The organism is Marinobacter zhanjiangensis (assembly GCF_014651935.1).
Lineage (GTDB): Bacteria > Pseudomonadota > Gammaproteobacteria > Pseudomonadales > Oleiphilaceae > Marinobacter > Marinobacter zhanjiangensis.
On record NZ_BMXV01000006.1, the window covers coordinates 91,167 to 116,717 of the forward strand.

30 protein-coding genes and 1 tRNA gene are annotated in these 25,551 nt (G+C 59.9%); 23 read left to right on the forward strand and 8 right to left on the reverse strand.

The annotated features are described in order from the left end of the window. Positions 1-6 precede the first annotated feature (6 nt). The 19 genes from IE079_RS13450 to IE079_RS13545 all read left to right on the forward strand — a co-directional run bounded on the left by IE079_RS13450 (position 7) and on the right by IE079_RS13545 (position 12,457). The gene (locus IE079_RS13450) at positions 7-1,440 is read left to right on the forward strand and encodes a thioredoxin domain-containing protein (protein WP_189577275.1); all 1,434 of its coding nucleotides are present in this window, start codon (positions 7-9) and stop codon (positions 1,438-1,440) included. Positions 1,441-1,454: 14 nt separating this feature from the next. Then, a complete protein-coding gene (locus IE079_RS19030; RefSeq protein WP_505744172.1) occupies positions 1,455-1,964 on the forward strand; it encodes a UGSC family (seleno)protein in 510 nt (169 codons plus the stop codon). A 32-nt stretch (positions 1,965-1,996) separates the two neighbouring features. Continuing rightward, positions 1,997-3,412 carry an L-seryl-tRNA(Sec) selenium transferase gene (gene selA, locus IE079_RS13465; RefSeq protein ID WP_189577279.1) on the forward strand — a complete coding sequence of 472 codons (1,416 nt, stop codon included), beginning with the start codon at positions 1,997-1,999 and terminating at the stop codon, positions 3,410-3,412. Beyond that, complete coding sequence (selB, locus tag IE079_RS13470) at positions 3,409-5,394, forward strand: selenocysteine-specific translation elongation factor (RefSeq protein ID WP_189577281.1); 1,986 nt, start codon at positions 3,409-3,411, stop codon at positions 5,392-5,394. The genes selA and selB overlap by 4 nt, the downstream gene beginning before the upstream one ends. A gap of 12 nt (positions 5,395-5,406) precedes the next feature. Then, a tRNA-Sec gene (locus IE079_RS13475) sits at positions 5,407-5,502 on the forward strand. A gap of 234 nt (positions 5,503-5,736) precedes the next feature. Next, on the forward strand, positions 5,737-6,195 hold the full coding sequence (locus tag IE079_RS13480) for an SRPBCC domain-containing protein (RefSeq protein WP_189577283.1): 459 nt from the start codon (positions 5,737-5,739) through the stop codon (positions 6,193-6,195). Between the two features lie 154 nt (positions 6,196-6,349). After that, on the forward strand, positions 6,350-6,604 hold the full coding sequence (locus IE079_RS13485; protein ID WP_189577285.1) for a type II toxin-antitoxin system ParD family antitoxin: 255 nt from the start codon (positions 6,350-6,352) through the stop codon (positions 6,602-6,604). Continuing rightward, positions 6,604-6,900: a type II toxin-antitoxin system RelE/ParE family toxin gene (locus tag IE079_RS13490; RefSeq protein WP_189577287.1), complete on the forward strand. Its 297-nt coding sequence runs from the start codon at positions 6,604-6,606 to the stop codon at positions 6,898-6,900. Before IE079_RS13485 ends, IE079_RS13490 begins: the two co-directional genes overlap by 1 nt. A gap of 179 nt (positions 6,901-7,079) precedes the next feature. Further along, positions 7,080-7,394: a transcriptional regulator gene (locus tag IE079_RS13495; RefSeq protein WP_189577289.1), complete on the forward strand. Its 315-nt coding sequence runs from the start codon at positions 7,080-7,082 to the stop codon at positions 7,392-7,394. Then, positions 7,387-7,686 carry a helix-turn-helix domain-containing protein gene (locus IE079_RS13500; RefSeq protein WP_016914159.1) on the forward strand — a complete coding sequence of 100 codons (300 nt, stop codon included), beginning with the start codon at positions 7,387-7,389 and terminating at the stop codon, positions 7,684-7,686. The genes IE079_RS13495 and IE079_RS13500 overlap by 8 nt, the downstream gene beginning before the upstream one ends. A gap of 148 nt (positions 7,687-7,834) precedes the next feature. After that, entirely contained in the window at positions 7,835-8,047 is a 213-nt protein-coding gene (locus tag IE079_RS13505) for a BrnT family toxin (RefSeq protein WP_227712502.1), read from the forward strand. 39 nt (positions 8,048-8,086) lie between these two features. Continuing rightward, positions 8,087-8,356 carry a type II toxin-antitoxin system BrnA family antitoxin gene (gene brnA / locus IE079_RS13510; protein WP_189577291.1) on the forward strand — a complete coding sequence of 90 codons (270 nt, stop codon included), beginning with the start codon at positions 8,087-8,089 and terminating at the stop codon, positions 8,354-8,356. A 29-nt stretch (positions 8,357-8,385) separates the two neighbouring features. Next, positions 8,386-9,009 (forward strand): hypothetical protein, encoded by a 624-nt coding sequence (locus IE079_RS13515; protein WP_189577506.1) that lies wholly within the window; start codon positions 8,386-8,388, stop codon positions 9,007-9,009. Beyond that, complete coding sequence (locus IE079_RS19110) at positions 8,957-9,136, forward strand: hotdog domain-containing protein (protein ID WP_373296208.1); 180 nt, start codon at positions 8,957-8,959, stop codon at positions 9,134-9,136. Before IE079_RS13515 ends, IE079_RS19110 begins: the two co-directional genes overlap by 53 nt. 91 nt (positions 9,137-9,227) lie before the next feature. After that, positions 9,228-9,695 carry a DUF3291 domain-containing protein gene (locus IE079_RS13525; RefSeq protein WP_189577294.1) on the forward strand — a complete coding sequence of 156 codons (468 nt, stop codon included), beginning with the start codon at positions 9,228-9,230 and terminating at the stop codon, positions 9,693-9,695. Then, positions 9,692-10,075 carry a RidA family protein gene (locus IE079_RS13530; RefSeq protein WP_189577296.1) on the forward strand — a complete coding sequence of 128 codons (384 nt, stop codon included), beginning with the start codon at positions 9,692-9,694 and terminating at the stop codon, positions 10,073-10,075. The genes IE079_RS13525 and IE079_RS13530 overlap by 4 nt, the downstream gene beginning before the upstream one ends. Before the next feature lie 17 nt (positions 10,076-10,092). Continuing rightward, positions 10,093-10,401, forward strand: a complete 309-nt coding sequence (locus tag IE079_RS13535; protein WP_189577298.1) for a DUF1272 domain-containing protein — start codon at positions 10,093-10,095, stop codon at positions 10,399-10,401. A 327-nt stretch (positions 10,402-10,728) separates the two neighbouring features. Then, positions 10,729-11,550, forward strand: a complete 822-nt coding sequence (locus tag IE079_RS13540; protein ID WP_189577300.1) for a type IV toxin-antitoxin system AbiEi family antitoxin — start codon at positions 10,729-10,731, stop codon at positions 11,548-11,550. Continuing rightward, positions 11,540-12,457 (forward strand): nucleotidyl transferase AbiEii/AbiGii toxin family protein, encoded by a 918-nt coding sequence (locus IE079_RS13545; protein ID WP_189577302.1) that lies wholly within the window; start codon positions 11,540-11,542, stop codon positions 12,455-12,457. Before IE079_RS13540 ends, IE079_RS13545 begins: the two co-directional genes overlap by 11 nt. Positions 12,458-12,571: 114 nt before the next feature. Here IE079_RS13545 and IE079_RS13550 read toward each other — a convergent pair whose 3' ends face one another. The 7 genes from IE079_RS13550 to IE079_RS13580 form a co-directional block, all read right to left on the reverse strand. Beyond that, positions 12,572-13,549 carry an NADPH:quinone reductase gene (locus IE079_RS13550; RefSeq protein WP_189577304.1) on the reverse strand — a complete coding sequence of 326 codons (978 nt, stop codon included), beginning with the start codon at positions 13,547-13,549 and terminating at the stop codon, positions 12,572-12,574. A gap of 116 nt (positions 13,550-13,665) precedes the next feature. Beyond that, complete coding sequence (locus IE079_RS13555) at positions 13,666-14,298, reverse strand: cation efflux transmembrane domain-containing protein (protein WP_189577306.1); 633 nt, start codon at positions 14,296-14,298, stop codon at positions 13,666-13,668. 122 nt (positions 14,299-14,420) lie between these two features. Further along, on the reverse strand, positions 14,421-14,873 hold the full coding sequence (cadR, locus tag IE079_RS13560) for a Cd(II)/Pb(II)-responsive transcriptional regulator (protein ID WP_189577308.1): 453 nt from the start codon (positions 14,871-14,873) through the stop codon (positions 14,421-14,423). Positions 14,874-14,992: 119 nt separating this feature from the next. Further along, the gene (locus IE079_RS13565) at positions 14,993-16,324 is read right to left on the reverse strand and encodes an ATP-binding protein (protein ID WP_189577309.1); all 1,332 of its coding nucleotides are present in this window, start codon (positions 16,322-16,324) and stop codon (positions 14,993-14,995) included. A gap of 268 nt (positions 16,325-16,592) precedes the next feature. Continuing rightward, complete coding sequence (locus IE079_RS13570; protein WP_189577311.1) at positions 16,593-17,189, reverse strand: SCO family protein; 597 nt, start codon at positions 17,187-17,189, stop codon at positions 16,593-16,595. Next, positions 17,186-18,025, reverse strand: a complete 840-nt coding sequence (locus tag IE079_RS13575; protein WP_189577313.1) for a cytochrome c oxidase assembly protein — start codon at positions 18,023-18,025, stop codon at positions 17,186-17,188. Before IE079_RS13575 ends, IE079_RS13570 begins: the two co-directional genes overlap by 4 nt. Before the next feature lie 196 nt (positions 18,026-18,221). Then, on the reverse strand, positions 18,222-18,353 hold the full coding sequence (locus tag IE079_RS13580) for a DUF2256 domain-containing protein (protein WP_189577315.1): 132 nt from the start codon (positions 18,351-18,353) through the stop codon (positions 18,222-18,224). Positions 18,354-18,448: 95 nt separating this feature from the next. Between IE079_RS13580 and IE079_RS13585 the strand changes: the two genes are divergently transcribed. The 4 genes from IE079_RS13585 (at position 18,449) to IE079_RS13600 (ending at position 23,837) form a co-directional block, all read left to right on the forward strand. Continuing rightward, positions 18,449-20,137, forward strand: coding sequence for an HAD family hydrolase (locus IE079_RS13585; RefSeq protein WP_189577317.1), 1,689 nt, complete (start codon positions 18,449-18,451; stop codon positions 20,135-20,137). A 134-nt stretch (positions 20,138-20,271) separates the two neighbouring features. Beyond that, a complete protein-coding gene (gene ftsH, locus IE079_RS13590) occupies positions 20,272-22,254 on the forward strand; it encodes an ATP-dependent zinc metalloprotease FtsH (protein WP_189577320.1) in 1,983 nt (660 codons plus the stop codon). A gap of 70 nt (positions 22,255-22,324) precedes the next feature. Continuing rightward, positions 22,325-23,179 carry a YihY/virulence factor BrkB family protein gene (locus IE079_RS13595; protein ID WP_189577322.1) on the forward strand — a complete coding sequence of 285 codons (855 nt, stop codon included), beginning with the start codon at positions 22,325-22,327 and terminating at the stop codon, positions 23,177-23,179. Positions 23,180-23,276: 97 nt separating this feature from the next. Next, the gene (locus tag IE079_RS13600; protein WP_189577324.1) at positions 23,277-23,837 is read left to right on the forward strand and encodes a flavin reductase family protein; all 561 of its coding nucleotides are present in this window, start codon (positions 23,277-23,279) and stop codon (positions 23,835-23,837) included. Between the two features lie 46 nt (positions 23,838-23,883). Here IE079_RS13600 and IE079_RS13605 read toward each other — a convergent pair whose 3' ends face one another. After that, positions 23,884-25,416: a cryptochrome/photolyase family protein gene (locus IE079_RS13605; protein WP_189577325.1), complete on the reverse strand. Its 1,533-nt coding sequence runs from the start codon at positions 25,414-25,416 to the stop codon at positions 23,884-23,886. Positions 25,417-25,551: the final 135 nt, after the last annotated feature.

Here is a 25,551-nt window from a genome sequence, read left to right on the forward strand (position 1 = left end):
AAAACCATGCCTTCATTACCCGATGGCCTGATTGTGGTCGCCAAGCGAGACTGCCCCACCTGCCAGCTGATCGAACCGTTGCTGGCGGATATTGACCGCCAGGCCGGCCCGCTTACAGTCTATTCGCAGGATGACCCCACTTTTGGCGAGGGTGTCAGTGGTGCACATCATGACGCCACCCTGGAGCATTCCTTCCACCTGAAAACCGAGTTCGTGCCCACCCTGATCCGTGTCGAGAATGGTGAGGAGGTGGAGCGCACCTACGGCTGGCACCGGGAAGACTGGCAGCGCCTGACCGGCATCGCCGATCTGGGTGAGGACCTGCCTGTTATGCGACCCGGCTGCGGTTCGAAAACCCTGGAGCCGGGCATTGCCGAGAAACTGGAAGTGCAGTTTGGTGACACCCGCCTCCATGCCCGCGAGATTGACACCGATGCCGACGACCTGATCGAGGCCTGCTATGAGCGGGGCTGGAGCGATGGCCTGCCGGTGGTGCCGCCGACCCCGGAGCGGGTACTGCGAATGCTGAAGGGCACCGACCGTGACCCGGCGGAGGAGGTCGGCCTGGTGCCCCCCGACCTGGCCCCCTGCACCGTGGAAAAGGTCGCCATCAATGCCGTGATGGCCGGTTGCAAGCCGGAGTACATGCCGGTGCTGCTGGCGGCCCTGGAAGCGGCCCTGACCGATGAGTTCGGGCTCCACGGCCTGCTGTGCACCACCATGTTTGCCGGCCCCATGATTATCGCCAACGGCCCCGTGACCAAGGCCATTGGCATGAACTCCGGCAACAACGCCCTGGGCCAGGGCAACCGGGCCAACGCTACTATCGGCCGGGCCCTGCAGCTGATCGTGCGCAATGTGGGCGGCGGCCGTCCCGGCGAGATCGACCGCGCCACCCTGGGCACGCCGGGCAAGTACACTTTCTGTTTTGCCGAAGCGGAGGACAGCGAATGGCTGCCCCTGGCGGAAGAGCGGGGCGTGCCCTCCGGTAACTCCGCCGTCACCCTGTTTGCCGGGGAGGGTGTACAGGGCATCGTGGACCAGAAATCCCGCACGCCCGAGTCCCTGGCGAAGTCCTTTGCCCTGGCCCTGCGAGCGGTGGACCATCCGAAAATGGCCATGGCCGGCGATGCCGTGCTGGTGGTATCGCCGGAACACAGCCGCGTATTCATTGAGGCGGGCTGGACCAAGGCCCGCTTGCTGGAAGAACTGGAAACACTGCTCCGGTTCCCCGGCGAGGAAATGGTCGCCGGCGCCGGTGGCATTGCCGAGGGTATTCCGGAGCAGTTCCGGGACAAGACCGTGCCCAAGTTCCGCCCCGGCGGATTACTGATCGTCCGGGCTGGCGGCACCGCCGGCCTGTTTTCTGCCGTCATTGCCGGCTGGGCCGCCTCCGGTCCGGTCGGTTCCAGTCCTGTAACCAGAGAGGTGAAGGTATGACTCAAGCAAGTGTGATGCTCGACCCCACGGGCGAGTTGTCACCAGCGGTACGGGCCCGGCTGGCCCGGCCCGATAGCCTGGCGGGCAAGACCGTCGGGCTGCTGGACATCTCCAAGCCCCGGGGCGACGTGTTCCTGGATCGTATCGAGGAACGTCTGACCGCCATGGAAGTGAGCGTCAAACGCTATCGCAAGCCCACATTCACCCGGGTTGCCCCCACCGAGCTGAAACAGCAGATCGCCGGTGAAGTGGACCTGGTGGTTGAAGGGCTGGCCGACTGAGGTTCCTGCACGTCGTGTTGTACACATGACATCGCAGACCTGGAAGGTCGCAAGATTCCGGGCGTAGGCGTTGCCTCCACCGAGTTCATCCAGGCCGCGGCGGCCCAGTCGAAAACCCTGGGTTTCGAGCCGGCCATGGTGTTCGTGGATCATCCCATACAGGACCGCACCGACGACGAGATGCGGGCACTGGCGGATGAGGCCCTGGAGGAAATCGTCCGGCTATTGACACACACAGAATAGACATCCCTGCTCCGCCAGGGATGGCGGAGCCCATGAACGCACCTGACCCCATACCATCGGCGACCGACCGGACACGGCCTCCTTCTGTTGACCAGATCCTTGCCTGGCCCCTGATGGCCCGGCTTTGCTCCCTCCATGGCCGCCCCCTGGTGCTTGATGCCATCCGGGTCGGGCTTGATCACTGGCGCCGGGAACCCGGACCGTTTGATGACACCGACTTTGCCACTGCGGTGGAACAGGCAGTGCTGAAGGCGGTGGCCTCCTCCCTGCGCCCGGTATTCAACCTGACCGGCACGGTGCTGCACACCAATCTTGGCCGGGCACCGCTGCCGCAGGAAGCCATCGATGCCATGGTGGCCGTTGCGTCCGGTGCCTCCAACCTGGAATTCGACCTGGACAAGGGCAAACGGGGCGACCGGGATGACCATGTGGAAGCCCGGGTCTGCCGCCTCACCGGCGCCGAGGCCGCCACGGTGGTCAACAACAATGCCGCCGCCGTGTTGCTGGTGCTCAATTCCCTGGCTCGGCGCAAGGAAGTGATTGTCTCCCGTGGCGAGCTGATCGAGATTGGCGGCGCCTTCCGCCTGCCGGACATCATGGCCCGGGCTGGCTGCAAGCTCCACGAAGTCGGTACCACCAACCGTACTCATCCCCGGGATTTTGACGAAGCCATCAGCAGCCGGACCGCCTTGTTGATGAAGGCCTACACCAGCAACTACCGCATCGAGGGGTTCACCGCCGAAGTGGGGGAGGCCGACCTGGCCGCCATCGCACGGGCAAACAACCTTCCCCTTGCGGTGGACCTGGGCAGCGGCAGCCTGCTGGATATGACTGCCCTGGGCCTGCCGGCGGAACCTACCGTGCGGGAGACCCTGGACAAAGGCGCCGATGTGGTCACCTTCAGCGGCGACAAACTGCTGGGTGGCCCCCAGGCGGGCATGATTGCCGGTCGCAGGGACCTGATACAAAGGATCAAAAAGAACCCCCTGAAGCGGGCCCTCCGCTGCGACAAACAGACCCTGGCGGCACTGGAGGCGGTGCTTGGCCTATACAGCAACCCGGACACGGTCGCCCAACGAGTACCGGCACTGCGCCTGCTGACCCGTCCTGAACCAGCCATAAGGGCTACCGCCGAGGCCATCTCCGGACTGCTGAAAGCCTGGGCCGGTGATGGCTGGCAAACGTCGGTGATGCCGGTCAAGAGCCAGATTGGCAGCGGCTCCCTGCCGCTGGACCTTCTGCCCAGCGCTGCTGTGCGCCTGGCTCCTCTGGTCGGCAACAAGCGTGAACGCAACCGTCAACTAAAGGCCTTGTCCGCCCGCCTGCGCCAGCTCCCGATGCCGGTCATCGGGCGCATTTCCGAGGAATCCCTGCTGCTGGACTGCCGTTGCCTGGAAAACGAGGCCCCCTTCATTGCCCAGCTCAAGCCGGAGACGGGGGCGTTGTGATTATTGCCACCGCCGGCCATGTGGATCATGGCAAGACCACCCTGATCCATGCCCTGACGGGGCAGGATACGGACCGGCTGGCGGAGGAAAAGCGCCGGGGCCTGACCATCGATCTGGGTTTTGCCTGGAGCCGCACGGAACAGGGGCACTGGCTCGGGTTTGTGGATGTACCCGGCCACGAAAAGTTCATCCGCAATATGGTGGCCGGCGTGGCGGCGGTGGACGCCGTCATGCTGGTGATCGCCGCCGATGACGGCCCCATGCCCCAGACCCGGGAGCACTTGGCGATTCTTGATCTGCTGGGCGTGGACGCGGGCCTGGTGGCCCTCACCCGGGCAGACCGGGTCAATTCGTCCAGGCTGGCCGGGGTTACCGAAGAGGTCAGGGAACTGCTGGGGGGAACCGCCCTGGCGAACGCCCCGGTGTTTCCGGTGTCCGGCCTGACCGGCGAGGGCCTCCCCCCATTGAAGGCATGGCTGGCGGACCAGGCTCTCATCCATCAACGGCAATCCGGCAGCCCGGCGGCGGGCACCCGGTTTGTGGTGGATCGCAGCTTTTCGGTAACCGGGCGGGGCTGCGTGGTCACCGGCACCCTGGTGGCCGGGACGCTCTCCAGGGAAGACGCCCTGACGGTTTCGCCAGCGGGTCATCCGGTCCGGGTCCGGGGGCTTGAGGCACACGGTGAAGCGGTTGAAAGCCTGATGCCAGGCCAGCGATGCGCCATTAACCTGGCCGGAGAAGTTGGCCATGACCACATCCACCGGGGCGACTGGCTGGTCGCCCCCTGGCTGCACCGGCCCACGGATCGCCTGGATGTGGGCATGGCCCTGCTGCCGGACACGCGGCTCCATCGGGGCACCTTTCAGGTACACCTGGGGGCGGCGGTGCGAAGTGCCCGGGTGGTGGTACTGGAAGAAGGGCAGGGCAATACGCCCATGCTGGCGCAGCTGATGCTGGAGCAGCCGGTGCAGGCCTGCGTGGGTGACCGACTGATCCTGCGGGACCCGGCGCTTAACCGAACCATTGGCGGCGGCCAGGTGGTGGACCCGTTCGGGGAGGGCCGTGGGCGATCCACCGGTAAGCGGGTGCAACTGCTTCGAACACTTCTGGACAGTCAGGCTCCTGCGACCCATAACCCGGAAGACGATAGTTACAGGACCCGGCTACAGGCCTGGCTGGAGGCGCATTCCGAAGGCATCAATCTCGACCGGTTCGCGGCTGCGGAAAACCTGCCCGCCGAACGGATGGAGCCGACTCTGGCCGCCCTTGAGCCTGTCACCATCCAGACCGGAACTGCTCTGGTCGGCTTTGCCCCTGAGCACTGGGCCACCTTGCAGATCCGGGTGCTGGAACAGCTGGACCAGTGGCATGAAGATCACCCGGACAAGATCGGCCCAACAGAGCCGGAGCTGACCCGATTGCCCGGTATACGTCTGCACCAGGAACTGCGCCATGAGCTGTTACATCAGCTGCTGGCGGCGGAAGAAATCGCCCGCAATGGCTTCCGCTTCCACCGGCCGGGCCATCAAGCAAAACTGGCGGAGGCGGACCAGCGCCTGCTTGATAAGGTAATGGCCGAACTGGAAGGCACCGGCCTGAAGCCACCTATCGTCGGGGAGCTGGCAGAGGCCCTGGGCATTGAGCGGGAAACCATGCTGGCGTTCCTGGGACGCATGCACAAGCTGGGCTTGTTGGTGGCGGTGGCGCCGAACCGATTCTACCGCCCGGAAACCGTCACCGAACTGGCGGCGATCGCTGTGGAACTGGCAGAAAACTCCCCCACCGGCGCCTTCGACGCCCGCGCCTACCGGGATCGCTCCGGCATCGGCCGCCGCCTGACCGTCAGCGTGCTGGAATACCTGGACCGCGCTGGCGTCACCGCCTTCATCAACGAGGAACGCCGCCTGCAGCCGGCCTACAAACACCGGTCGGCGGTAACGCTCTCAACCACAAATGAAAAAGGTTACACTTCTGACGGCTAAACCCTGAATAAAGGAAGGGGATCGCTTCCCGGTGGAGCGCCCGGACTTCAAATCCGGTGAGGTGCGCGACGCGCGCCTGGTGGGTTCGACTCCCATACCCTTCCGCCACTTCCTGATCGCCCATCTTGTCAGCAACCTGCCTTATCGCCGTTTTCTTCTCCGTACAAAGGAAAAATGATCATTTTTCCTGCGGCATCCCAGCAGATAAAAGGACAGAACTCGTTGACTGGTGGGGGAATTCTGGTTACTTTCGGAAAAATCGTCGCTTGAAATATGAGTCGTGGGAAAAACAGTCGCGGCGACTTATATACAAATGTTAGGCACTAATTCATAGGGACAGTGATGGCTAGCCATTTTATTAAGACGGAAATCGAGATTGACGCATCGGCCGAGCAAGTTTGGAGCGTGTTGTCTGACTTCAACTCCTATTCCGAATGGAACCCTTTTATAAGGTCCGCTATTGGGCAGCCGATCCAAGGGGAGCGACTCCGGATTACGATTCAGCCTGGTGACGCAAAACCAATGCGTTTTTCTCCCAAAGTTCTTGTTTCAGTGCCAGGGCGTGAGCTCAGGTGGCTCGGGCGGCTGGTTGCGCCCGGCGTGTTCGATGGTGAACATTGTTTTATTATCGAAAAGTTAACGGACAAAAAAGTCCGATTTGAACAGAGTGAGAGGTTCAATGGCTTTCTCGTTGGGCTGCTGCGGGCAACTCTGGAGCGTGGTACAAAGCGCGGATTCGAAGAAATGAACCGAGCCCTCAAAGCACGATCAGAATCAATAGCGGTTGGGCAACATGCCTAAATGCAGGCACGGCGACGCCCATTACATTGCGCCTTCGGCTCCATTCCGTGGCCGCGCGTGCTGAGCGGCGCTGGGCGACAAGAAATCGAGCATTGATTCGACCCAAGCAAGTGATATGATAATGTCATATCTTTGCTTTGTTAGGGCGCCAGCTATGAGCATGCACCGGAAAACTATCACGCTGACTGAGCAGCAAGACGACTGGGTGAAAGGCCAGATTGAGAGCGGTCACTTTGGCAATGATAGTGAGTATATCCGCGATCTCATCCGAAGAGACCAGCAGGCCAAGGAACGTCTGGCCACGCTGAGGCAGGCCCTCGCTGAGGGCGAGTCAAGTGGGAAACCTGAGCCGCTCGACATATCGGCGATCAAGGCGGCTGGGCGTAAGCGGATGAAGGCTGCTGATTAGTGCTTAACCTGAGTGTCACGCCCAGGGCGGAATCAGACCTCATCGGAATTTGGGTGTATACCTGCGAAGAATGGGGGGTTGATCAGGCCGATAGTTACCTGGATCAGCTTGATGCAGGAATGAATCAGTTGATTAATCATCCATCCCTCGGCGCTAACTACGCCCATGTCCTTCCCGGGTATCGCAGATTGCAGGTAGAGCATCACGCTGTTTTCTATCAAGTCCTGGAGCCGGAGGTACTCGTTGTTCGTGTTCTGCACGAGGACATGGATGCACCGCAAAGGCTTCTGGGTTAGCGGCGGCTATCCTTTGGCACCGCGCATGTTTTCCATCCAGGTTCCGTGGTGTTGTCGCCCAACAAATAGCTGCACTCGGAAAAATTACTCGCTGCGCTCCTGATTTTCCGGTGAGCAAGGCGTTAATCCTTCTAGCCGCCCACCTTGCAAAACTCCGTCAATGACGTATATTTGTCGGTATGTTTACCATCATCGAAACCCCTACATTTGAAGCGGACACCAGGAAAATTTGGACTGAAGAGGAGCGGAGCGCTTTCTTCGCTTGGCTGGCAGCCAATCCGGAAATAGGTGACCCCATTCCCGGTAGTGGTGGATGTAGAAAGGTTCGTTGGTCGGTTGCGGGTTCAGGGAAGCGGGGTGGAGTGCGAGTTATCTACTTCACCAGGTTGGCAAATGGCGAGACCTGGTTGTTGGTGATCTACAAAAAGGCCGTCAAGGACAACATACCCGCGCATATCCTGAAGTCGATTCGTGAGGTATTGGAAAATGAGTAATGAGACCCTGAGTGCTGAGGAGCTTGGCAACAAGCTGCTCCAATCCGTCAAAGAAATGAAAGCTGGCAAAGCCGCACGAGTCAGTCGTGTGGAGCCTAATGAGGTGGCAGAGGCACGCGGTAAAACCGGCCTGACCCAGAGGGAGTTTGCTGAAGTACTGCATATCTCTCCGCGTACATTGCAGGAATGGGAGCAAGGTCGACGTAAACCCTCCGGGCCGGCAAAGGCGCTCATCGAGATTGCTTTCCGCCATCCGGAGGTGATTCGGGAAGACCTCGAACTCAGGGGTTAACAAGTTGTTGCAGCCCGTTTCGGGCCATAAGGCCCTCCACCGGATACCTTTTTGTTGCGTTACAAGGGTATCGCTGAACAAAAGCGTCAGCAGCTGCACGCCTCCTCCGACACCTTGCAGGATGAGTAAAAAGGAATAATTTGTACTCATGGATGATTTTGAGTTCGACCAAGCCAAAAGCCAGGCCAATCTGAATAAGCACGGTATCGACTTCGTGGTTGCCCAAGGGCTGTGGAAAGATCCGTATCTGCTGGAAACCCGCGAAAGATCTGAGGATGAGTCAAGATTCCTGCTGATAGGGAAGATTGTGAAAAGCACTGGTCGGCTGTCGTTACTTACAGGGAAGGCCGTATTCGTCTGATTTCAGTCAGGCGTTCCCGCAAGAAGTAGGTTGAGCTCTATGAAAGCTAAAGACTTTGATAAAAAATTTGAGGAGGCTCAGGAAGATATTGTTGATGATCTGGACCTTTCCTCTGCTCGCCGTGTGAATCAGGAACAAAAGCGCATCAACGTTGATTTTCCGGCCTGGGTTGTAGAGTCGTTGGATCGCGAGGCAGCGCGCATTGGCGTTACCCGTCAATCGATAATCAAGGTTTGGCTGGTGGAGCGCCTGCAAGCCGAATCTGCCAACAAGCAGCGTAATGGTGATGCCGCAGGCGGCGCACATTAGCGGAGCATTGGACGCCGTAAGGAGAAAGCATGACCCCGCAACCGGATTTCGAGCTTCCTGAAAGTGGCCCGCTTACCAGAGAGGTACGGCGGCACGGGTTCGATCATTTTCTTGCCCTGGCCGAACATGTCCGGCAGCTTCCTTATGGGCGCCCCTCGGATCCCGGAGACTTTCTGGCGGTGCTGAAGGAGGAACGAGGTACATGCAGTTTCAAGCATCGCCTGCTCGCTGCGGTTGCCCATGAATGCGGGCACTCGGAGGTCGAGCTGGTTGTCGGGCTCTACGGAATGTCTGACCAGAACACGCCAGGTGTCGGGGTGGTGCTGGATGACGCAGGTTTCGGTTCTATCCCGGAAGCTCACTGCTATCTTCGACTCGGAAGCCGGCGATACGACTTTACCGGTGTGAGTGCAGGAAGCATGTCACCTTTCGACGCTTTGCTGTCGGAGCATGTGATATGTCCTGAGCGACTTACAGAAGAGAAGAAGTCTCTGCACCAGGAAGCGATAGGGGCATGGGCCCGGTACAATAACCAGTCGTTCGGGGATGCATGGGCGTTGCGGGAGGACTGTATTCAGGCACTCGCGTCCAGCAACGCCCATGGTGACTACCAGCCAAACCGTGGACTACGTGGGCAAGGCGGAGAAGGGTGACTGGATTGAGGTTCACACCGATGTTCAAAAGGTCGGGCGCAGCGCGGCATTTGCCAACTGCTACTTTCACGTTGGTTCCAGGCGTATTGCGCGAGCCAGTGCTGTCTTCAGTGTCATCGCCTCATAACCATAGCCGTCGTGGCGACAGCTTTTACAGGACAGCTTCGCCCATATTCCAGACCGCGCGCCCTGCGTGAATCATTTTCAGGGAGGAGAAGGTGAGTCAGTATCATATTGCGCAACTGAACATTGCCACGCTGGTGGCCCCGATCGATTCGCCGCAGCTTGCGGATTTTGTCGCGAATCTCGACAGGATTAACGCGCTGGCAGAGGTGTCACCGGGTTTTGTCTGGCGGCTCCAGACCGAAGACGGTGACGCTACCGGCATTGATTATTTCGGTTCCGACAAGATTGTGAATCTTTCCGTCTGGGACTCCATTGAGGCTTTGCATCGTTACGTCTACCAGTCTGCCCACGTTGAGATCATGCGCCGTAAGAAAGAGTGGTTTCACAAAATGCGCGAGTCACACATGGTGCTTTGGTGGGTGCCTGCCGGTCACACTCCGTCCATTGAAGAGGCAGCGCAAAAGCTGGGCATGTTGCAGGAGCATGGCCCAACCGCGGGGGCGTTCACGTTCAAGCAGGCATTCCTGCCTACCGGTGACGTTATAAGGAGAGCGGTGTGAAGCGAAAACACATTTCAAGCGGATCCGGGTTTGAAGCAAAGATTGGCTATTCCCGCGCTGTTGTAGACGGAGATTACGTCTTTGTCTCTGGCACCACGGGCTACGACTACGAGACTATGACAATCTCTGCCGATCCGGTGGAGCAGGCTGAGCAGTGTTTCAGGAACATTGAGAAGGCACTGGTTCAGGCAGGTAGTAGTGTTGATAACATTGTCAGGGTTCACTACATCTTTCCGGAGAAGTCGGACTTCGAGCCATGCTGGCCAGTATTCAAAAAGTACCTGGATAAGGCCAGGCCTGCCGCTACCATGTTTGTGGCAGGCCTGCTCGATGAGGCAATGAAGCTGGAAATCGAAGTAACGGCAAGGCTGGATGCATAAAGCAGGAGTTTTCTGAAATGCTGGAAATCAGACCAAATTGTGAGTGCTGCGACACGGACCTGGCACCAGGCTCTACTGAGGCCATGATTTGCAGTTACGAATGCACGTTCTGTAAGCGCTGTGTGGACGACATCCTGGAGAATGTTTGCCCCAACTGTGGCGGCGGTTTTACTCTGAGACCGATTCGGCCAAAAGTGGCAAGAAGACCAGGGTTAAGTATCGATCACCAACCGGCATCGACAAAAAGAATCCATACGACATACGGCGCTAGCGAACTGAAAGAATTTGCACGCAGTACAAGGCATATAAAACCGGAACACAGGTAATTTCTTGACTTCCCGTAGCTCCAGTATGTTGTTGGCCCGACGCTTTCTCGTAAAAGCGCCCATATCGCTGCACTATGGGAATCCACTGAAAAGAAACGTGTCCCGATTTCGCAGAGGACCCATGAACCCACACATACAGGTCAAGTTCGATAGCTACCCACGCCGGCAACTTGTGAGTGTGCGAAAACTGATTCCGACGCTGCTCACGCTATGATTTAGTCAATGATCTTTGAAAAATGTTATTTTACGGGGTTATAAACGCTTCAGAACCGATGTTTTCAAAGTTTCAGCTGTGAGTTTTTTTGAAATTATGTAAATATAAGTGTTATGAGCACTGAAATTTCAGGAAAGTTAAAGATGGTTCTCGAGGCTGTGCCTGCCGGGTATCTGGTCGATGCCCAATGGCTCACGTCTCATGACGTCGCTTACGAGACCTTCCGCGACTACGTAAAGCGCGGCTGGTTGGAGCGCGTCAGTCGCGGGGTCTTTCGCCGTCCCCCGCCGAACGCGTCGAAGTCTGCCCTCATTGACTGGAAGACCTGCATGCTTTCCATGCAGCATATCATGCGTTATGACATCCATATTGGTGGTACAACCGCACTCGCACAACAGGGCTACGAGCACTATCTGCGTCTGGGCAGTAGTGCCCCGATTTGGGTATACGGTGACGCCATACCAAACTGGCTTGGCAAGCTACCACTAGACGCACCGATCCTGACACGGAGCAAATCGCTGTTCGCCGACCCGTCACTTGGTCTTGCCAGGGGCAACCTGAATGCAGAAAACACCCTGCCATGGGACTGGAAGCTCACGATGTCGGCACCCGAGCGGGCGATTCTGGAAGCGATGGAGGAACTGCCCGGCCATGAAAGTTTTCACAACATCGACAAGGTGTTCGAAAGCCTGACTACCCTGCGCCCGAAGACACTGACGGCGCTGCTGCATAGTTGCAAGAAGATCAAGGTCAAGCGTCTTTTCTTTGTCTTTGCGGATCGCCACGGCCACCCCTGGCGCAAGCGCCTTGACCCTGCGGAATTCAACCTCGGGAGTGGCGATCGCGCTCTGGTCAAAGGCGGCAGGATACATCCACGCTATCGCATTATGGTGCCCGAAGATTTTGTGAGGGTGGGGTCTGTCGATGGCGCGTGATACCTATGAAGCTCAGGTCGCGCTTCTTGTGCGCATACTTCCTTTTGTCGCAAAGGAAGGAATATTTGCGCTCAAGGGTGGCACTGCGATCAACCTTTTCTATCGTGACCTGCCTCGCCTGTCAGTAGATATCGACCTGACCTACCTGCCGATCAAAAAAAGAGGTGTAAGCCTTTCCGAGATCAACGAAGCGATGGATCGGATGGCAGTCGCTGTTGAGGGCGGTATTGCGGGTGCCAGAACACAACGTATTCAGGGTGGCGGCGGCAGTGCCACCCGACTTCTTGCCCGTCTGAACAGCGCCGAGATCAAGATTGAGACCTCACCGGTTACACGCGGCGTCGTCCACGTTCCTGAGACACTCTCTATCTCCGAGGCCGTCGAGGATGAATTTGGCTATGCTGAAATGCAGATCGTATCCTTCGAAGACTTATTCGGCGGCAAGTTGCTCGCTGCCCTGGATCGCCAGCACCCGCGCGATCTATACGACGTAAAGCTACTATACGAGAACGAAGGACTGACGGACGATCTGTTCCGCACCTTCATGGTCTATATCGCGAGTTCATCGCGCCCCGTGCATGAGCTTCTGAACCCGAGTTTGATCGACCTGGACCAGCCTTATCTCAAAGAGTTCGAGGGTATGACCAAGATCCCAATCAGCCTCGAAGAGCTCCTGGACGCCCGCAAAAGACTGATCACGGATATCCGGTCCCGCTGCGATGCGAACATCGGGCGATACTTGCTGAGTCTGCATGAAGGCGCGCCCGATTTTGATGCCATCAACCGGCCTGATGCAGCGGCCCTGCCTGCTGTACGCTGGAAGCTCCTCAACCTGAAGAAACTGAAAAATGAGAACCCCACCAAGCATGCTGAACAACGAGGCGAGTTGGAAGCGCTACTGAGGTAACCGTGATCGCCCGTAGGGGTGACGACCGGAACTTGAATTGTTCAATCAGGTAACTGAAAAGGCTCCCGGGCCAGGCAATACAGGAGCCTTCTTGGCCCAAGTGGGCATAGCCAGTTATGGCAACAACACAGTTGATCCGGTGGTCTTGCCCGTCGCCAGCGCCTCATGGGCCTTGGCCACTTCCGCCAGTGGGAAGCGCTGGTTGATATCCGCCTTGATCGCGCCGCTGGCCAGCATTTCGAAGAGTTCACCGCACATGGCTTCGAAGCGGGGGCGGGTATCCGCGTAACCGGCCAGGCTGGGGCGGGTCACGAACAGCGAGCCTTTCTGGTTGAGGATGCCGATATTGACGCCGCTCACCGGGCCAGTGGTGTTGCCAAAGCTGACCATGAGGCCGCGCTTTTGCAGGCAGTCGAGGGAGGTTTCCCAGGTATCCTTGCCCACGGAGTCGTAGACCACGGGCACCATGTCGCCGCCGGTCAGTTCCCGCACCCGCTCGACGATGTTCTCCTCCTTGTAGTTGATGGTGGCCCAGGCGCCGTGGTCCATGGCCAGCTGTGCCTTCTCCGGGCCGCTCACAGTTCCAATCAGCTTTACCCCCAGGGCTTTTGCCCACTGGCAGGCAATCAGGCCGACCCCGCCGGCGGCGGCATGGAACAGGATCGTCTCGCCGGCCCTGACCGGGTAGGTCTGGCGCAGCAGGTATTGCACGGTCAGGCCCTTGAGCATGGTGGCCGCTGCGGTTTCAAAATCCACTGGCCCGGGTAGCCGCATGGCTTTCTCTGCCGGCAACACATGCTGCTCAGCGTAGGCTCCCAGCGGTGCCTGGGCGTAGGCCACCCGGTCTCCCACCTGAAAGTCCGTGACGTCATCGCCCGTCGCGTCGACCACACCGGCGCCTTCGGTGCCCAGGCCCGAGGGCAGGGACGGTACCGGATAGACGCCGGAGCGGAAGTAGATCTCGATATAGTTCAGGCCGATGGCCCGGTTGTTCACGCGGATCTGGCCGGGGCCCGGTTCCGGTTGTGGAACATCTTCCAGTGTCAGGACGTCCGGGCCGCCGGTTTCGGCAAATCGAATGGCTTTGCTCATCACCAGGTACCTTTTGTTGGTGGTTATTGTCAGATCGCTCGGCTGCGCCAGGAGCGTGAAAGTCTCAGTGTTCCATCATACGCGTCATAAGCCGGGTTGGTCTGCCATGCCAGCCTTCATTGAGTTGTACCATGGGCCGGACGGGCCTCGCGGATATCACTGCGGGCATGGCGGACCACGCTGATGCCGGAGGTGACCGCCAGGCTGCCGATTACGGCGGCAACGGTCAGGTCGGGCCAGGCGGTGCCGGTGCCGACAACCCCCAGGGCGGCGACCATCACGGCCACGTTGCCGATCGCGTCATTGCGGCTGCACAGCCATACCGAGCGCATGTCGGAATCGCCGCTGCGGTAGCGGAACAACAACCAGGCAACGGAGGCGTTGGCCGCAAGCGCCAGGAAGCCGACCAGTCCCATGGTGACGGCCTCCGGGGTAATGCCACTCTGGGCAACCCAGACGGCACGGGCCAGCACGGCGATACCGAACACGGTCATGGTGACCCCTTTGACCATGGCCGCGCGGCCCCGCCAGACCATGCCCATGGACAGCACCGTCAGGGACAGCAGATAGTTGGCACTGTCGCCGAAGAAGTCGATGGCGTCGGCCATCAGCGAGACGGACCCGGACTGGAAACTGGCGATACCCTCGATCAGGAACATGGCCAGGTTGACCCACAGGGCAATCCACAGGGCGCGACGGAATCCTGGTGACGGTGTTTTCGGTTCCGGGGCGGAACAGCAACTGCTCATAATGACCTCCTGTTCTTTGATTGAGGACATTACAAGGCCTGTAGTTGCTACAGGGTCAAGTACTTCAGGATCAAGTACTACAGGGTCAAGCGCCACAGGGGCAGGCTGTCGGAGAAACGTTCTTACCGGCTGCCGTGGCTGCCCGGAATGTGGTTGTGACTGCCATGGGGCAGGTCGCCGGTCAGGTCGTCCGAGAGGCCCCCGAGGATGCCACACTCGGCCACGGTACGGCCTTCCGAACAGGCCTGCTGGAGCCGGGACAGGGTTGACTCCAGTTGCCGCAGCTCCTCAAGTCGTTCCCGCACGTGTTCCAGGTGCCGGGCCAGCAGGGAGTCCACTTCGCTGCAGTCTGCCCCCGGTCGATCCGCCAGACGGACAAGCTCACGGATCTCATCCTGGGCCATGTCCAGGTTGCGGCAGCGGCGGATAAACATCAGGCGGTCAAGGTGAGACTGACGATAGTCACGATAGCCATTGAGCTCTCTGTCAGGGGGCGGGAGCAGTCCGATTTTCTCGTAATAGCGCACTGTCTCTACCGGGGTGCCGGCCTTTTCTGCCACCTGGCCAATCCTCATGGCTGTTCTCCACTGGCTTGCTGATTACGGGTTTACCGGAAAGTGTACCCGGATACCGGCGGCACAGCCCAGGTCGGTGGCCGGCGTCAGACAGTCCCGCCCCCGCGATCCGCCCCTGCTCAGCGATAGGCGTCCCGGGTGGCGAAATTCCGGCTCAGTGGTGATCCGGGAATGGCGGCAATAACCTCAAGCCCTCCCAGCCGGCTGCGGTCGAAGGCCAGTGAGCCGCCGCGGGCATCCAGTACCTGGCGCACGGTCACCAGGCCTTTGCCGGCGGGCTGGTCCTCGTTGATGCGGAACCCTTCTTCCCCCATGTGTTGTGTTAGCTCGGGATCAACGCCGGGGCCGTCGTCCGACACTCCGAAAACCAGCATGTTGCCCTTGATGGCCAGGAAAACATTGACCTGGGATTCCGCCCATTTGCCGGCGTTGTCCAGCAACTGACCAAAGACTTCCGTCAGTTCCGCCTCGCGGATGGTCCAGGGATCGTTTTCTGTCACATCGGTGATCAGGTCAAAATTCACGTCCGGGTAGCGCTGGCCCAGCATGGCGATCAGCTTGCGGCATTTGCGGGCCGGAAAGCCCATGTTTTTGCTGGTGCCGGACACCGGTGGTGTCTGTTGGGGCTCACCTGTTGTGGCCGTGTTGCCCTGTTTTTCAGTCTGAGGCGCGGCCCTGTCGCCGGCTGCGGGAGCCAACGATTGCTGCGGCTCGGGTGGTGGCTCCGGCGGTTCTTCTTTCAGGGCCTTGTCGATGTCAGCGTCCAGCTCCTCCAGCGACACCTCCAGCTCCTCCGTGTCTTCCGGATCGGTCGGTGGTGCCGGCGGTGGGGTGCGCTCGGGGGGTGGTTCCGGTTGCCTGCGGCGTCCTGGCGAAGCGGCTTCAGGCGCGGGCGGCTCGGGGCGAGCGGGCTCCGGGGTGGTCCGTGGCGCTGGTGCAATGGGCTGCGAGAAACGCCGGTCGGTATGGACATGCTCGCGGGGTGTCACTGGCCGGTTCTGATCACTGCTCAGGGATTCCCGGCTAACGGCTGTATGGGCAGCCGGCTTGTCCGGCGGGCTTCCGGCGCCAGCCTGCAGGATCCGGTTGAGCAGCTGGACCAGAGGGCTTATCTCCCGGGGAGCGTCAGGGTCCAGCGCATTGCGGTGGCCCTTCTGAAAGTCCAGTACATCCTGCTGCAATTCCTTCAGGTGGGCCTGGAATAGTCCCAGGGACAGGGCGGCGCTAACGGACAGCAGTATCAGGATGCCCGCACCCAGAAAAAGCCATGGCATCAGGCCCGCCTGGAAGTTGCACACCCACTCTGAATAGCCCTTCTCGCTGCAATTGGCGATCAGCGGTTGTGCCAGCCAGGGGCCGATCTTGCTGTGAACCACCCATGCCAGCAGGGTGAAGGTCAGGGCAAAGGGGGCGACCAGGAGAAACAGGCTGGAGCGGATGGAACGGCGCATAAAGGGTACATCTCCCTGGTGTACTGTTCCTCGCTGAACGTGCCATCAGGCGGGAAACAATAGACTGACACTTCGGACTTCCCTGAGCCCCGGGTAAACCGGGGGGCAATCAAGCGGGTTACCTTTGGTTATGGCAACGTGTTCTTCAGCCACGGCACCTTTCACCGGTAACTCCGAGAAGCACATTGTGAACCACCAGAGACCTTTCTGACATTACGGGTGTGACAGGGTGATGTCGTGTTCGTTCATAAACCGGACGGGTCAGCTGTCAGGCGCGGGTACTTCGGGCCAATTGGGTCAGGTCTCGGGTGATCTGTTCCGTGGTCAGGCCCGGGCGCAGCAACAGCCTTGCCTCGCCTTCGCCGTCGAAGACATAGACCGCCGAGCTGTGCGACACGTTATAGTTGCCCCGCTCGTCCGCTTCGTCGTAGCCGAAGGTGGTGCGATAGCGTTTGGCCAGGTCCCGCAGGGCGGGTTCATCGGCGGTCAGGCCCACGGTGCGGTCATTGAAGAAACTCACGTACTTGCCCAGTGCTTCCGGGGTGTCCCGTTCGGGGTCGACACTGACAAACAATGGCGTGACGTCCGCTTGCAGGTCCTCCGGCATCGCCTTAATGGCGCGGTTGAGCCGGGCCATGGTGGCCGGGCACACGTCCGGGCAGTTGGTGAAGCCGAAGAACAGCAGGCGGATCTGGCCCCGGTAATCATCCGCTTTCACCGTCTCGCCGTCGCTGCGAATCAGGGTGAACTGCAGGTCCGGCATCAGGCCATCGATTTCCTTGGCATGCCAGCTCTGGTCTGAACCGAAACACCCGGCCAGCAACAGGGCCAGGCCGGCTATCATCAAAGGCTTGGTCCAGTTCATCGGGTTGCTCCTTCCAGGGTCTGTGGTTGCGGCTTGGGGCGGTCGTCCTTCATGGCCCGGGACAGTATGATCAGTATGCCGATAATGCTCATCATTGCCGGTGGTATCCAGGTCAGGATGCCACCGATCAGCTGGTCGTCCTCTGGCGACATGGGCCAGGCCCGGCCGCAGACCTCGTACACGTCATACACCATGCCCCGGTTGAACACGATCCAGGCCCCGAGCACCATCTGCGGTACGCCGACCAGCACCAGCAGCAGAATGCGCTTGCCATAGCCCAGGGAGAGAGGGTCGTCGTGGGGCGAACGGGGATCGAAGATCAGCCACCAGAACAGCAACCCGTCCAGCAGCATGCTCCAGTTCATCACCCAGTACAGGTTACGGCTGAGCATGGCGTCGAAGTGGATCGGGGGCCAGAGCCAGAAATACACCAGCCCGGCAAACAGGAAGGCGGCGATCAACGGCTGTTGCAGGGTGTTGTATGCCCAACGCAGGGGAATGGCCCAGGCGCCCAGCTCCGGGGCTATCCGCTGGTGCCAGAAGCGCAGTATCGGCAACGGGTTGGACAGGGCAATCAGCACCGGGCCCAGGTGGTGAAGGATCAGGTGCTGGCCCCGGTGGATGAAGAACATGTACTGGGCGTAGTAGTCGAACCGGGTCTGCATGACCGCGTAACACAGCCCCAGGCCGAGGAAGAAGGCAAATACCCGCACCGGACCGGGGCGTTCGCCATGGGGCAGGGCCCGGAAAGCCACGATATAGCCGGCGGCCACCAGCAGGTATGCCAGTACCGTCAGGGGCGAGAAGTCGTAAGGGAGCAGCACGGACCAGTTCATGGGATCACGCCGGGGCGTCAGGGCCTTTGTCGATATTGTTATCAGGTTGCCGGTTGCGGGACCAGACGTCGTCCGGCCCAAGGGCGAGAGTAGCAAGATCAACGCCTGACCGGAAGCCTGACCATACCCGCCTGGTGGTCAGGCCGGCAGGTGTCGGGAGCGGTCCTCGCCAAACAAAGGGAGCCGCGGGCTGTGGTTACCTGTTCCTCCGGCAGCGCTCACTACAGTAGCGTACCTGATCCCAGTCCCGGGCCCATTTACGCCGCCAGTTGAACGGGCGCTGGCACACAGGGCATAGTTTGCTCGGCAACCGGGTTTTTTTGTGCATCGTGGTATCTTGCGTTTAACTGAGAGACAACAAACCCTTACGTCCGGTTCCCGGTTTCAGCTCAGGAATCGGGAACCGGTTCAGGAGATCAATTGATGGCACGATTCAGCGACTGCCTGCCGCCACCGTCGGTGCTGGTCTTTGACTGGCATGGCACCCTGGTGGACACCCACGATGCCATGTTCAGCGCGATGGAAGACATGCTGCCGCAGCTGGAAGACCTGGGGCTGGTGGAGCGGTTGTTGCCGGAAGATCAGTGCCGTACGCCGGATGATGCCCGGCTGGTGCGTTACATCCGCATTTTCCGTGGCCTGCACCCGCGCATCCTCGCGGAACGGCGGGTGTCCCGCACCGATATATTCAACGCTATCTTTGGCGACGACCGGGACGCCAAGCTGATCGCCCACAAGGCCTATAACGAGTGCTACCGGAAGTATTTCGGGCAGGTCAAACCCTTCCAGCCCGGGGCCTATGAATACCTCACCGCCCTCAAGCGCATGGGCATAAAGCTGGCGGTCTCCACCAACCGCAACCGGGAATTCCTCGACAAGGAGTTGCGTACGGTGGATGAGGGCCGTTGGGCCAATCTGTTCGATGCCACTGTCTGCGCCGATGACGTAACCGAGTACAAGCCTGATCCCCAGGTGATCCTCAAGGCTCTGGAAAAGCTGGACCTGCCCCTCGATGACCGGGCCTGGTATGTGGGTGACAGCTACGTGGACATGCTTACCGCTAACAAGGCCGGCGTGTCCGGTGTGTTCTACAACGGTGCCTGCTGGGAATCGGGCCGGATTGACAGCTGGTTCAGCCATCGGGATGCGCCGGCAGCCATACTGGACAGCTTCGAGGACCTGATGGACCTGCTGGCGCTGCTGGAGCGAGGGCACCCGGAGAACTTTGCCATGACTCCGGCGGAGGCGCGCCCGCGTCCGTTCCCGCCGCCGGAACGCCCGGCACCGAGGATTGAGCCGGACTGGCACCCGGCGGTGGTGAAGCTGATCCGCCCGGCGGTGGTGCTGTTCGACTGGCACGCCACCCTGGTGGACACCCTGGACGCCATGTACCACGCGGTGGACGATATGCTGCCGGAGTTCGCCGAGCTGGGGCTGAGCGATCGCATGCTGGCACCGGAAGACAGCAAGACACCCGAGGATGCCCGCCTGGTGGCCTACGTGCGGGAGTTCGCATGCCTGCACCCCAAGGTCCGGGCCGACCGCAAGATCTCCCGCACGGATATCTTTGAAGTGCTGTTTGGTGAGGACCAGGAAGCCAAGCAGATCGCCCACAAGGTGTTCAACCGCCACTACCGGGAGCATTTCGGTACCGTCAAGGCCTTCGAGCCCAAGGTGCGGGAAGTGCTGGAGGGGCTCCGCAAAATGGGCATCCAGGTGGGGGTGATTACCAACCGGGACCGGGAATTCTTCGAGCACGAACTGGCCGCCGTGGAGGACACCGGCTGGGTCGAGCTGTTCGATGTGGATGTCTGCGGCGATGATACGCCCCTGCGCAAGCCCCACCCGGACCAGCTGCTGCTGGCTGTGCAGAAACTGGACTACCCGCCGGACCCGAGTGTGTGGTACGTGGGGGACAGCACCACCGATGTGATTTCCGCCAAGCGCGCCGGGCTGACCTCGGTGTTCTTCAATGGCGCCCAGTGGGACCAGCCCTGGCTGAACACTATCTTTCCCGGTACCCACAAGCATCCCCACAAGCCGGACGTGGTGGTCAATGACTTCTCGGAGTTCTGGGCGCTGGTGCTGGCCTGCGAGGAGGGCCCTCCGTGACAACCGGTTAGCGCCGCCGCGGCCTTCAGCCGCGTTCACGGTGAGGGTTGCTGGCGTCTTATCTGCCTATCGCCCTTGAAACATTGTGGCAAGAGGCCAGAGTTTCTGAACTTGTCGATCATTGAGGAGTTTCCATGCGTGCTGACGCCCAGCGTTCCAATCAGCAAGACCATCCGGCAAACCAGGGGCACCGGAATCAACCCGGGCCCTCGGATCCCGCAGCGGGCCAGGGCGGGAAAAATGAGCCGCCGCAATGGGTTCGGGTTCTGAATTTCCTGCTGCTTACCTTTGCCCTTTTTTACGCTGTGGAGATGATCACCCAGTCCGGCACTGAGGAGCTGACGTTCAGCGAGTTCAAGGAACAGGTGCAGGCCGGGCAGGTGGCCGAAGTCACTATCGAAGGTCACCGGGTGCGGGGGACCCTGAAAGCGGCCGGAGGTTCTGAAGATGCCTCCGGGAGCCAACCATTCCAGAGCTATATTCCGGAGGTCGGTGAGACACGGGTCATCGAACTGCTGGAGCAGAACAGCGTGCCGGTTACCGCTAAAGAGTCCGGCCCGAATCTGTTCTCGCGAATGCTGGTCAGTTTTCTGCCGTGGCTGATCATTCTGGGCCTGTTTATCTGGTTCTGGCAGCGGATGCAGCGCCAGATGGGAGGTCAGCAGGGCAGTGGGTTGTTCAACATGGGCAAGTCCAAAGCGAAGCGCTTTACCAGGGATGATCCCGGCAAAACCTTCGATGACATCGCGGGCTCGGATAATGCCAAAAAGGACCTGACGGAGATCGTTGATTACCTGAAGAATCCTGATTTTTATCAGCGTCTTGGTGCAAAATTGCCCCGGGGCTTGCTGATGGTGGGGCCGCCCGGTACCGGCAAAACCCTGATGGCACGGGCGGTGGCCGGTGAAGCCGATGTTCCCTTTTACTCCATATCCGGCTCCGAGTTCATCGAAATGTTTGTGGGTGTGGGCGCATCCCGTGTGCGTAACATGTTCGAGGAAGCCCGCAAGGAATCGCCTTCCATTATCTTTATTGATGAGTTGGATGCCATTGGCCGGTCACGGGGAACCGGTGTTGGCGGTGGTCATGATGAGCGTGAGCAGACCCTGAACCAGATTCTCTCTGAAATGGACGGTTTCTCTCCCCATGAAACCGTGGTGGTGATTGCCGCAACCAACAGGCCCGATGTTCTGGACCCGGCCCTGTTGCGCCCCGGTCGCTTTGACCGCAAGGTGACCCTGGATCGTCCCCATAAGCAGGCACGTGAAAAGATACTGGGAATCCATACCCGAGACATGCCCCTGGGGGATGATGTGGACCTGGCTGCCGTGGCACGCAGGACGGTGGGATTTGCCGGCGCCGATCTGGAAAACCTCGCCAACGAAGCTGCCCTGTTCGCCGGTCGTGAAAACAGCAAGACGGTTCGTATGAAGCACTTCGACATGGCGCGAGACAAGGTGTTGATGGGCGCCAAACGTGAGCAGAACCTGAGCGATGATGAAAAGCGGGTAATTGCCTTCCATGAATCCGGTCACGCGCTGACAGCGTTATTGTTCCCCAAGGCAGACCCGCTCGAGAAGGTCACCATCATTCCTCGTGGGCGCGCTCTGGGGTTGACCGAACAGGCTCCGGATGAAGACCGCCTGAACATGACCGCCAGCTATGCCCGTGACCGGATCGCGGTCATGCTGGGCGGCCGGGCGTCTGAGCAGCTGATCTTCAATGAGGTCAGCAGCGGTGCGGAAAACGACATTGAGCAGGCCACCAAACTGGCGCGCCGGATGGTCTCTCGCTGGGGCATGAGCGAAGTTATCGGCCCCATGTCTGTCAGCTCGAGCCAGGAGGAGGTGTTCCTCGGTCATGAGATATCCCGGGAACGCGAATTCAGCGAAGCCACGGCCGAGAAAGTTGACGAAGAAGTAAGGAAGCTGATCACCGACATCGAAAAGGAAGTGAACAAACGGCTGGACAATAACCGTGATCAGCTGGAGCGGTTAGCCAACGCCCTGCTGGAGGAAGAAACCCTTGAAGCTGCCGACATCGACTCGTTACTGGATATCAAGGTCCGGGGCGAAGGTGAGGGCGGGAAACCGGACAGAGAGCGGAGTGAGAGCTAGTGTCCATTAGCGCAGGCTTGCTGACAGCCGCCCTGCTTGTAGCAAAGAACACCGACACCGGGCCGGGCCGATGACTGACAGGTTGGGAAATGGGGGTTCCCCGGCGCTCTTCCTGCGGCGCCTGGGTCTGTTCTCGCGCCGTGTATTGCGCAATTTTCTGCACAACCGTGGGATTCTGCTGGCCGGGGGGGTCGGTTACAACGTGCTGTTGTCAGGGGTACCGCTGCTGGCTTTACTCGGGGTGCTGCTGACCCGCGTGGTGGAGGAGGAGCAACTGCTGGACGTCATGGCGATCCAGGCCCAGCATTTTGCGCCCGCCCACGCTGACCTGTGGCTGGATGCCGTGCGCGCTTTCATGGAATCCCGGGATATGATCGGAATTGCGGGTATTCCGGTGCTGCTGTTCTTCAGCTCGTTCGCTTTCCGGATGCTGGAAGACTCGATTGCCATTATTTTCCACCGTCCGGAAAATCCCCACCGGAGCTTCTGGTATTCGGCCGTGCTGCCGTTTGCATTCATGCTCGTGCTGGGCATTGGTCTGCTGACGCTGACCCTGGTGTTTGCCTTCGTGAATACCCTCTACGAGGAGCCGGGGCTTATCCTTTATCTGCTCAGTTTTATCAGTGTCTTCCTCATGTTCAGCGCCACCTACAAGGTGATGCCCATTGTACGTATATCACCACGCCGGGCCGTGGTCGGGGGGCTGGTAGCCGCGATCTTGTGGGAAGCGACACGGCTGGTCATGATGTACTACTTTCTCAATATCTCGTTCGTCAATGTGATTTACGGGTCACTGGCAACCATCATCGTTCTGCTGATCAGCCTGGAGGTGGGCTCTGTCATCCTGTTGCTGGGGGCCCAGGTGATTGCCGAACTGGAGCGCAGTGAGCGGGCCGGCATACCGTGGCATTCCAGTCCGGACTGATACCGGCTTTGGTCCTGGTGTCATTGGTTCTGGTCCCGGGTTGGCAAATGACCGCGGCAGTCGGCCAACGTTTATCCCCCTTTCAGGAGCAAGGAAAATGACATCACCGGGTCATAAGAAATCCGTTCCCCTGGACAAGGTACGGCGCTACCTTGAGCCGGGCCCCATCGTGCTGGTGTCGTCGGCACTGGAGGATCGCCGCAATATCATGACCATGGGCTGGCACAGCATCATGGCCTTCTCGCCATCGCTGCTGGGCTGTGTTATCTCTGCCGGCAACCACAGTTTCGAGATGGTCCGTCAAAGCGGTGAGTGTGTCATTAATCTGCCCACCACGGACCTCACGGATCAGACAATTGGTATCGGTAATACCAGTGGCGGTAACATCGACAAGTTTGAGCATTTCGGCCTCACCGCCGACGCCTCGGAAGCGGTGGCGGCACCGCAGATCCGGGAATGTTATGCCAACTTCGAGTGTCGGCTCGTGGATGATCGGCTGGTGGATGAGTACAACTTCTTTATCTGGGAGGTTGTCCGTGCCCGGGCCGCGACATCACCGGAATATCCGCAAACCCTGCACTACACAGGCGATGGCGTGTTCATGGTGGCCGGCGAGGTGATCAGCCGCCGGGATCAGTTCCTGCCCCAGATGCTATAAAAGGGGTTTGATCTCCGACCTCAACTTCATGGTGTACTTGCTGACCCTATAGCTTTTCCAGGTTGTCCAGGAGCCACTCTGCTCTTGCCAGGGTGGCCTGCCTGCGGTCTTCATCCTGCCGTTGCCAGTTGCGGAACATCATCTTCATCCGCGGGTTGCGATGGAAGTCCGCCTGGTGGCGGTCCATGAAATGCCAGTACAGGGCGTTGAACGGGCAGGCATTCTCTTCAGTGGTATTGTTGACGTTGTACACACACTGGCTGCAGTGATCCGACATCCTGTGGATATACTTGCCGCTGGCCGCATAGGGTTTGGACCCCAGGTAGCCGCCGTCCGCATGCATCACCATGCCCAGGGTGTTGGGAAGCTCTACCCAGTCGTAGGCGTCTACGTAGACGGCCAGGTACCAGTCACAGATCTCTTCGGGGTGAATGCCCGCCAGCAGGGCGAAGTTGCCCGTGACCATCAGGCGCTGGATGTGGTGGGCATAGCCATTGCGGTAGGTGCTGTCGATGGCTCGCTGCATGCAGCGCATGTGGGTGTCGCCGGTCCAGTAGAACCAGGGCAGGCTGCGCTGGTTGCCAAGGCGGTTTTCCCGGGCGTAGTCGGGCATGGTCAGCCAGTAGATGCCCCGCACGAACTCCCGCCAGCCAAGAATCTGCCGCACGAACCCCTCGACAGCATTGATCGGTGCCTGGCCGGCGTACCAGGCCTGTACAGCGGCCTCGCAGACTTCCATGGGCTCCAGCAGACCGCTGTTCAGGTATGGCGACAGGATAGAGTGGAACAGCCAGTCCTCGGTATCCGACATGGCATCCTGGTAGTCACCGAAGCAGGGCAGGGCGAAATCGATAAAATGGTCCAGGGCTGCCCGGGCGTCGTCGGCGGTGACGGCAAAATGGAAGTCTTCGGTGGTGCCGAAGTGATCGCTGAAGTGCTGCTCCACCAGGCTGATCATTTCCCGGGTCGTGGCGTCCGGCTCCACCCGGAAAGGCGCCGGGGCGGGTGGTTTGCCGGTCCACTTGCGGCGGTTGTCAGCATCGTAGTTCCAGTGGCCGCCTTCGGGCTCGCCATCCGGGGTCATCAACAGGCCGGTCTTGCGGCGCATTTCCCGATAGAAGAACTCCATACGCAACTGCTTGCGGCCTTCGGCCCAGCGGGCAAACTCCTCCTTGCCCGCCAGAAAGCGGGTGTCAGGGCGGATTTCCACCGGCATGCCGAGGCGATCATGCCACTGGCGGATCTCTGCATCCAGCCGGTACTCACCGCATTCCGTAGTCACCACCTTGTCGGCATTGTGCTGGCCGGCCAGGTCCTGGACGACCTGCTCCAGGCTCTGGTGTGGGCTGTCGGGGGCGTAGTGGTGATAGTGAACCCGGAAGCCGCGATCCTCCAGTTCCCGGGCGAAGTGCCTCATGGCGCTGAAGATGAGCACCAGTTTCTTTTTATGGTGGCTGGTGTAGCTGGCTTCGTCGTGCACTTCCGCCATCACCACAAGGTCCTTGCCGGGATCGGCACCCTCGAGGGCGCTGAGCGTGTGGCTGAGCTGGTCGCCGAGGATCAGTATCAGGTTCGCCATGGTCCGTGATTGCCTATTACCAAAGGGATAGTGGAGATACGCCATCAGTCCGAGGGTGGTTCAGGGCGGGCCAGCGTACAATCTAACTGACACCGATCAAGAACCGGTGAAGGCGTTTTGCCTAGACTGGGCAAG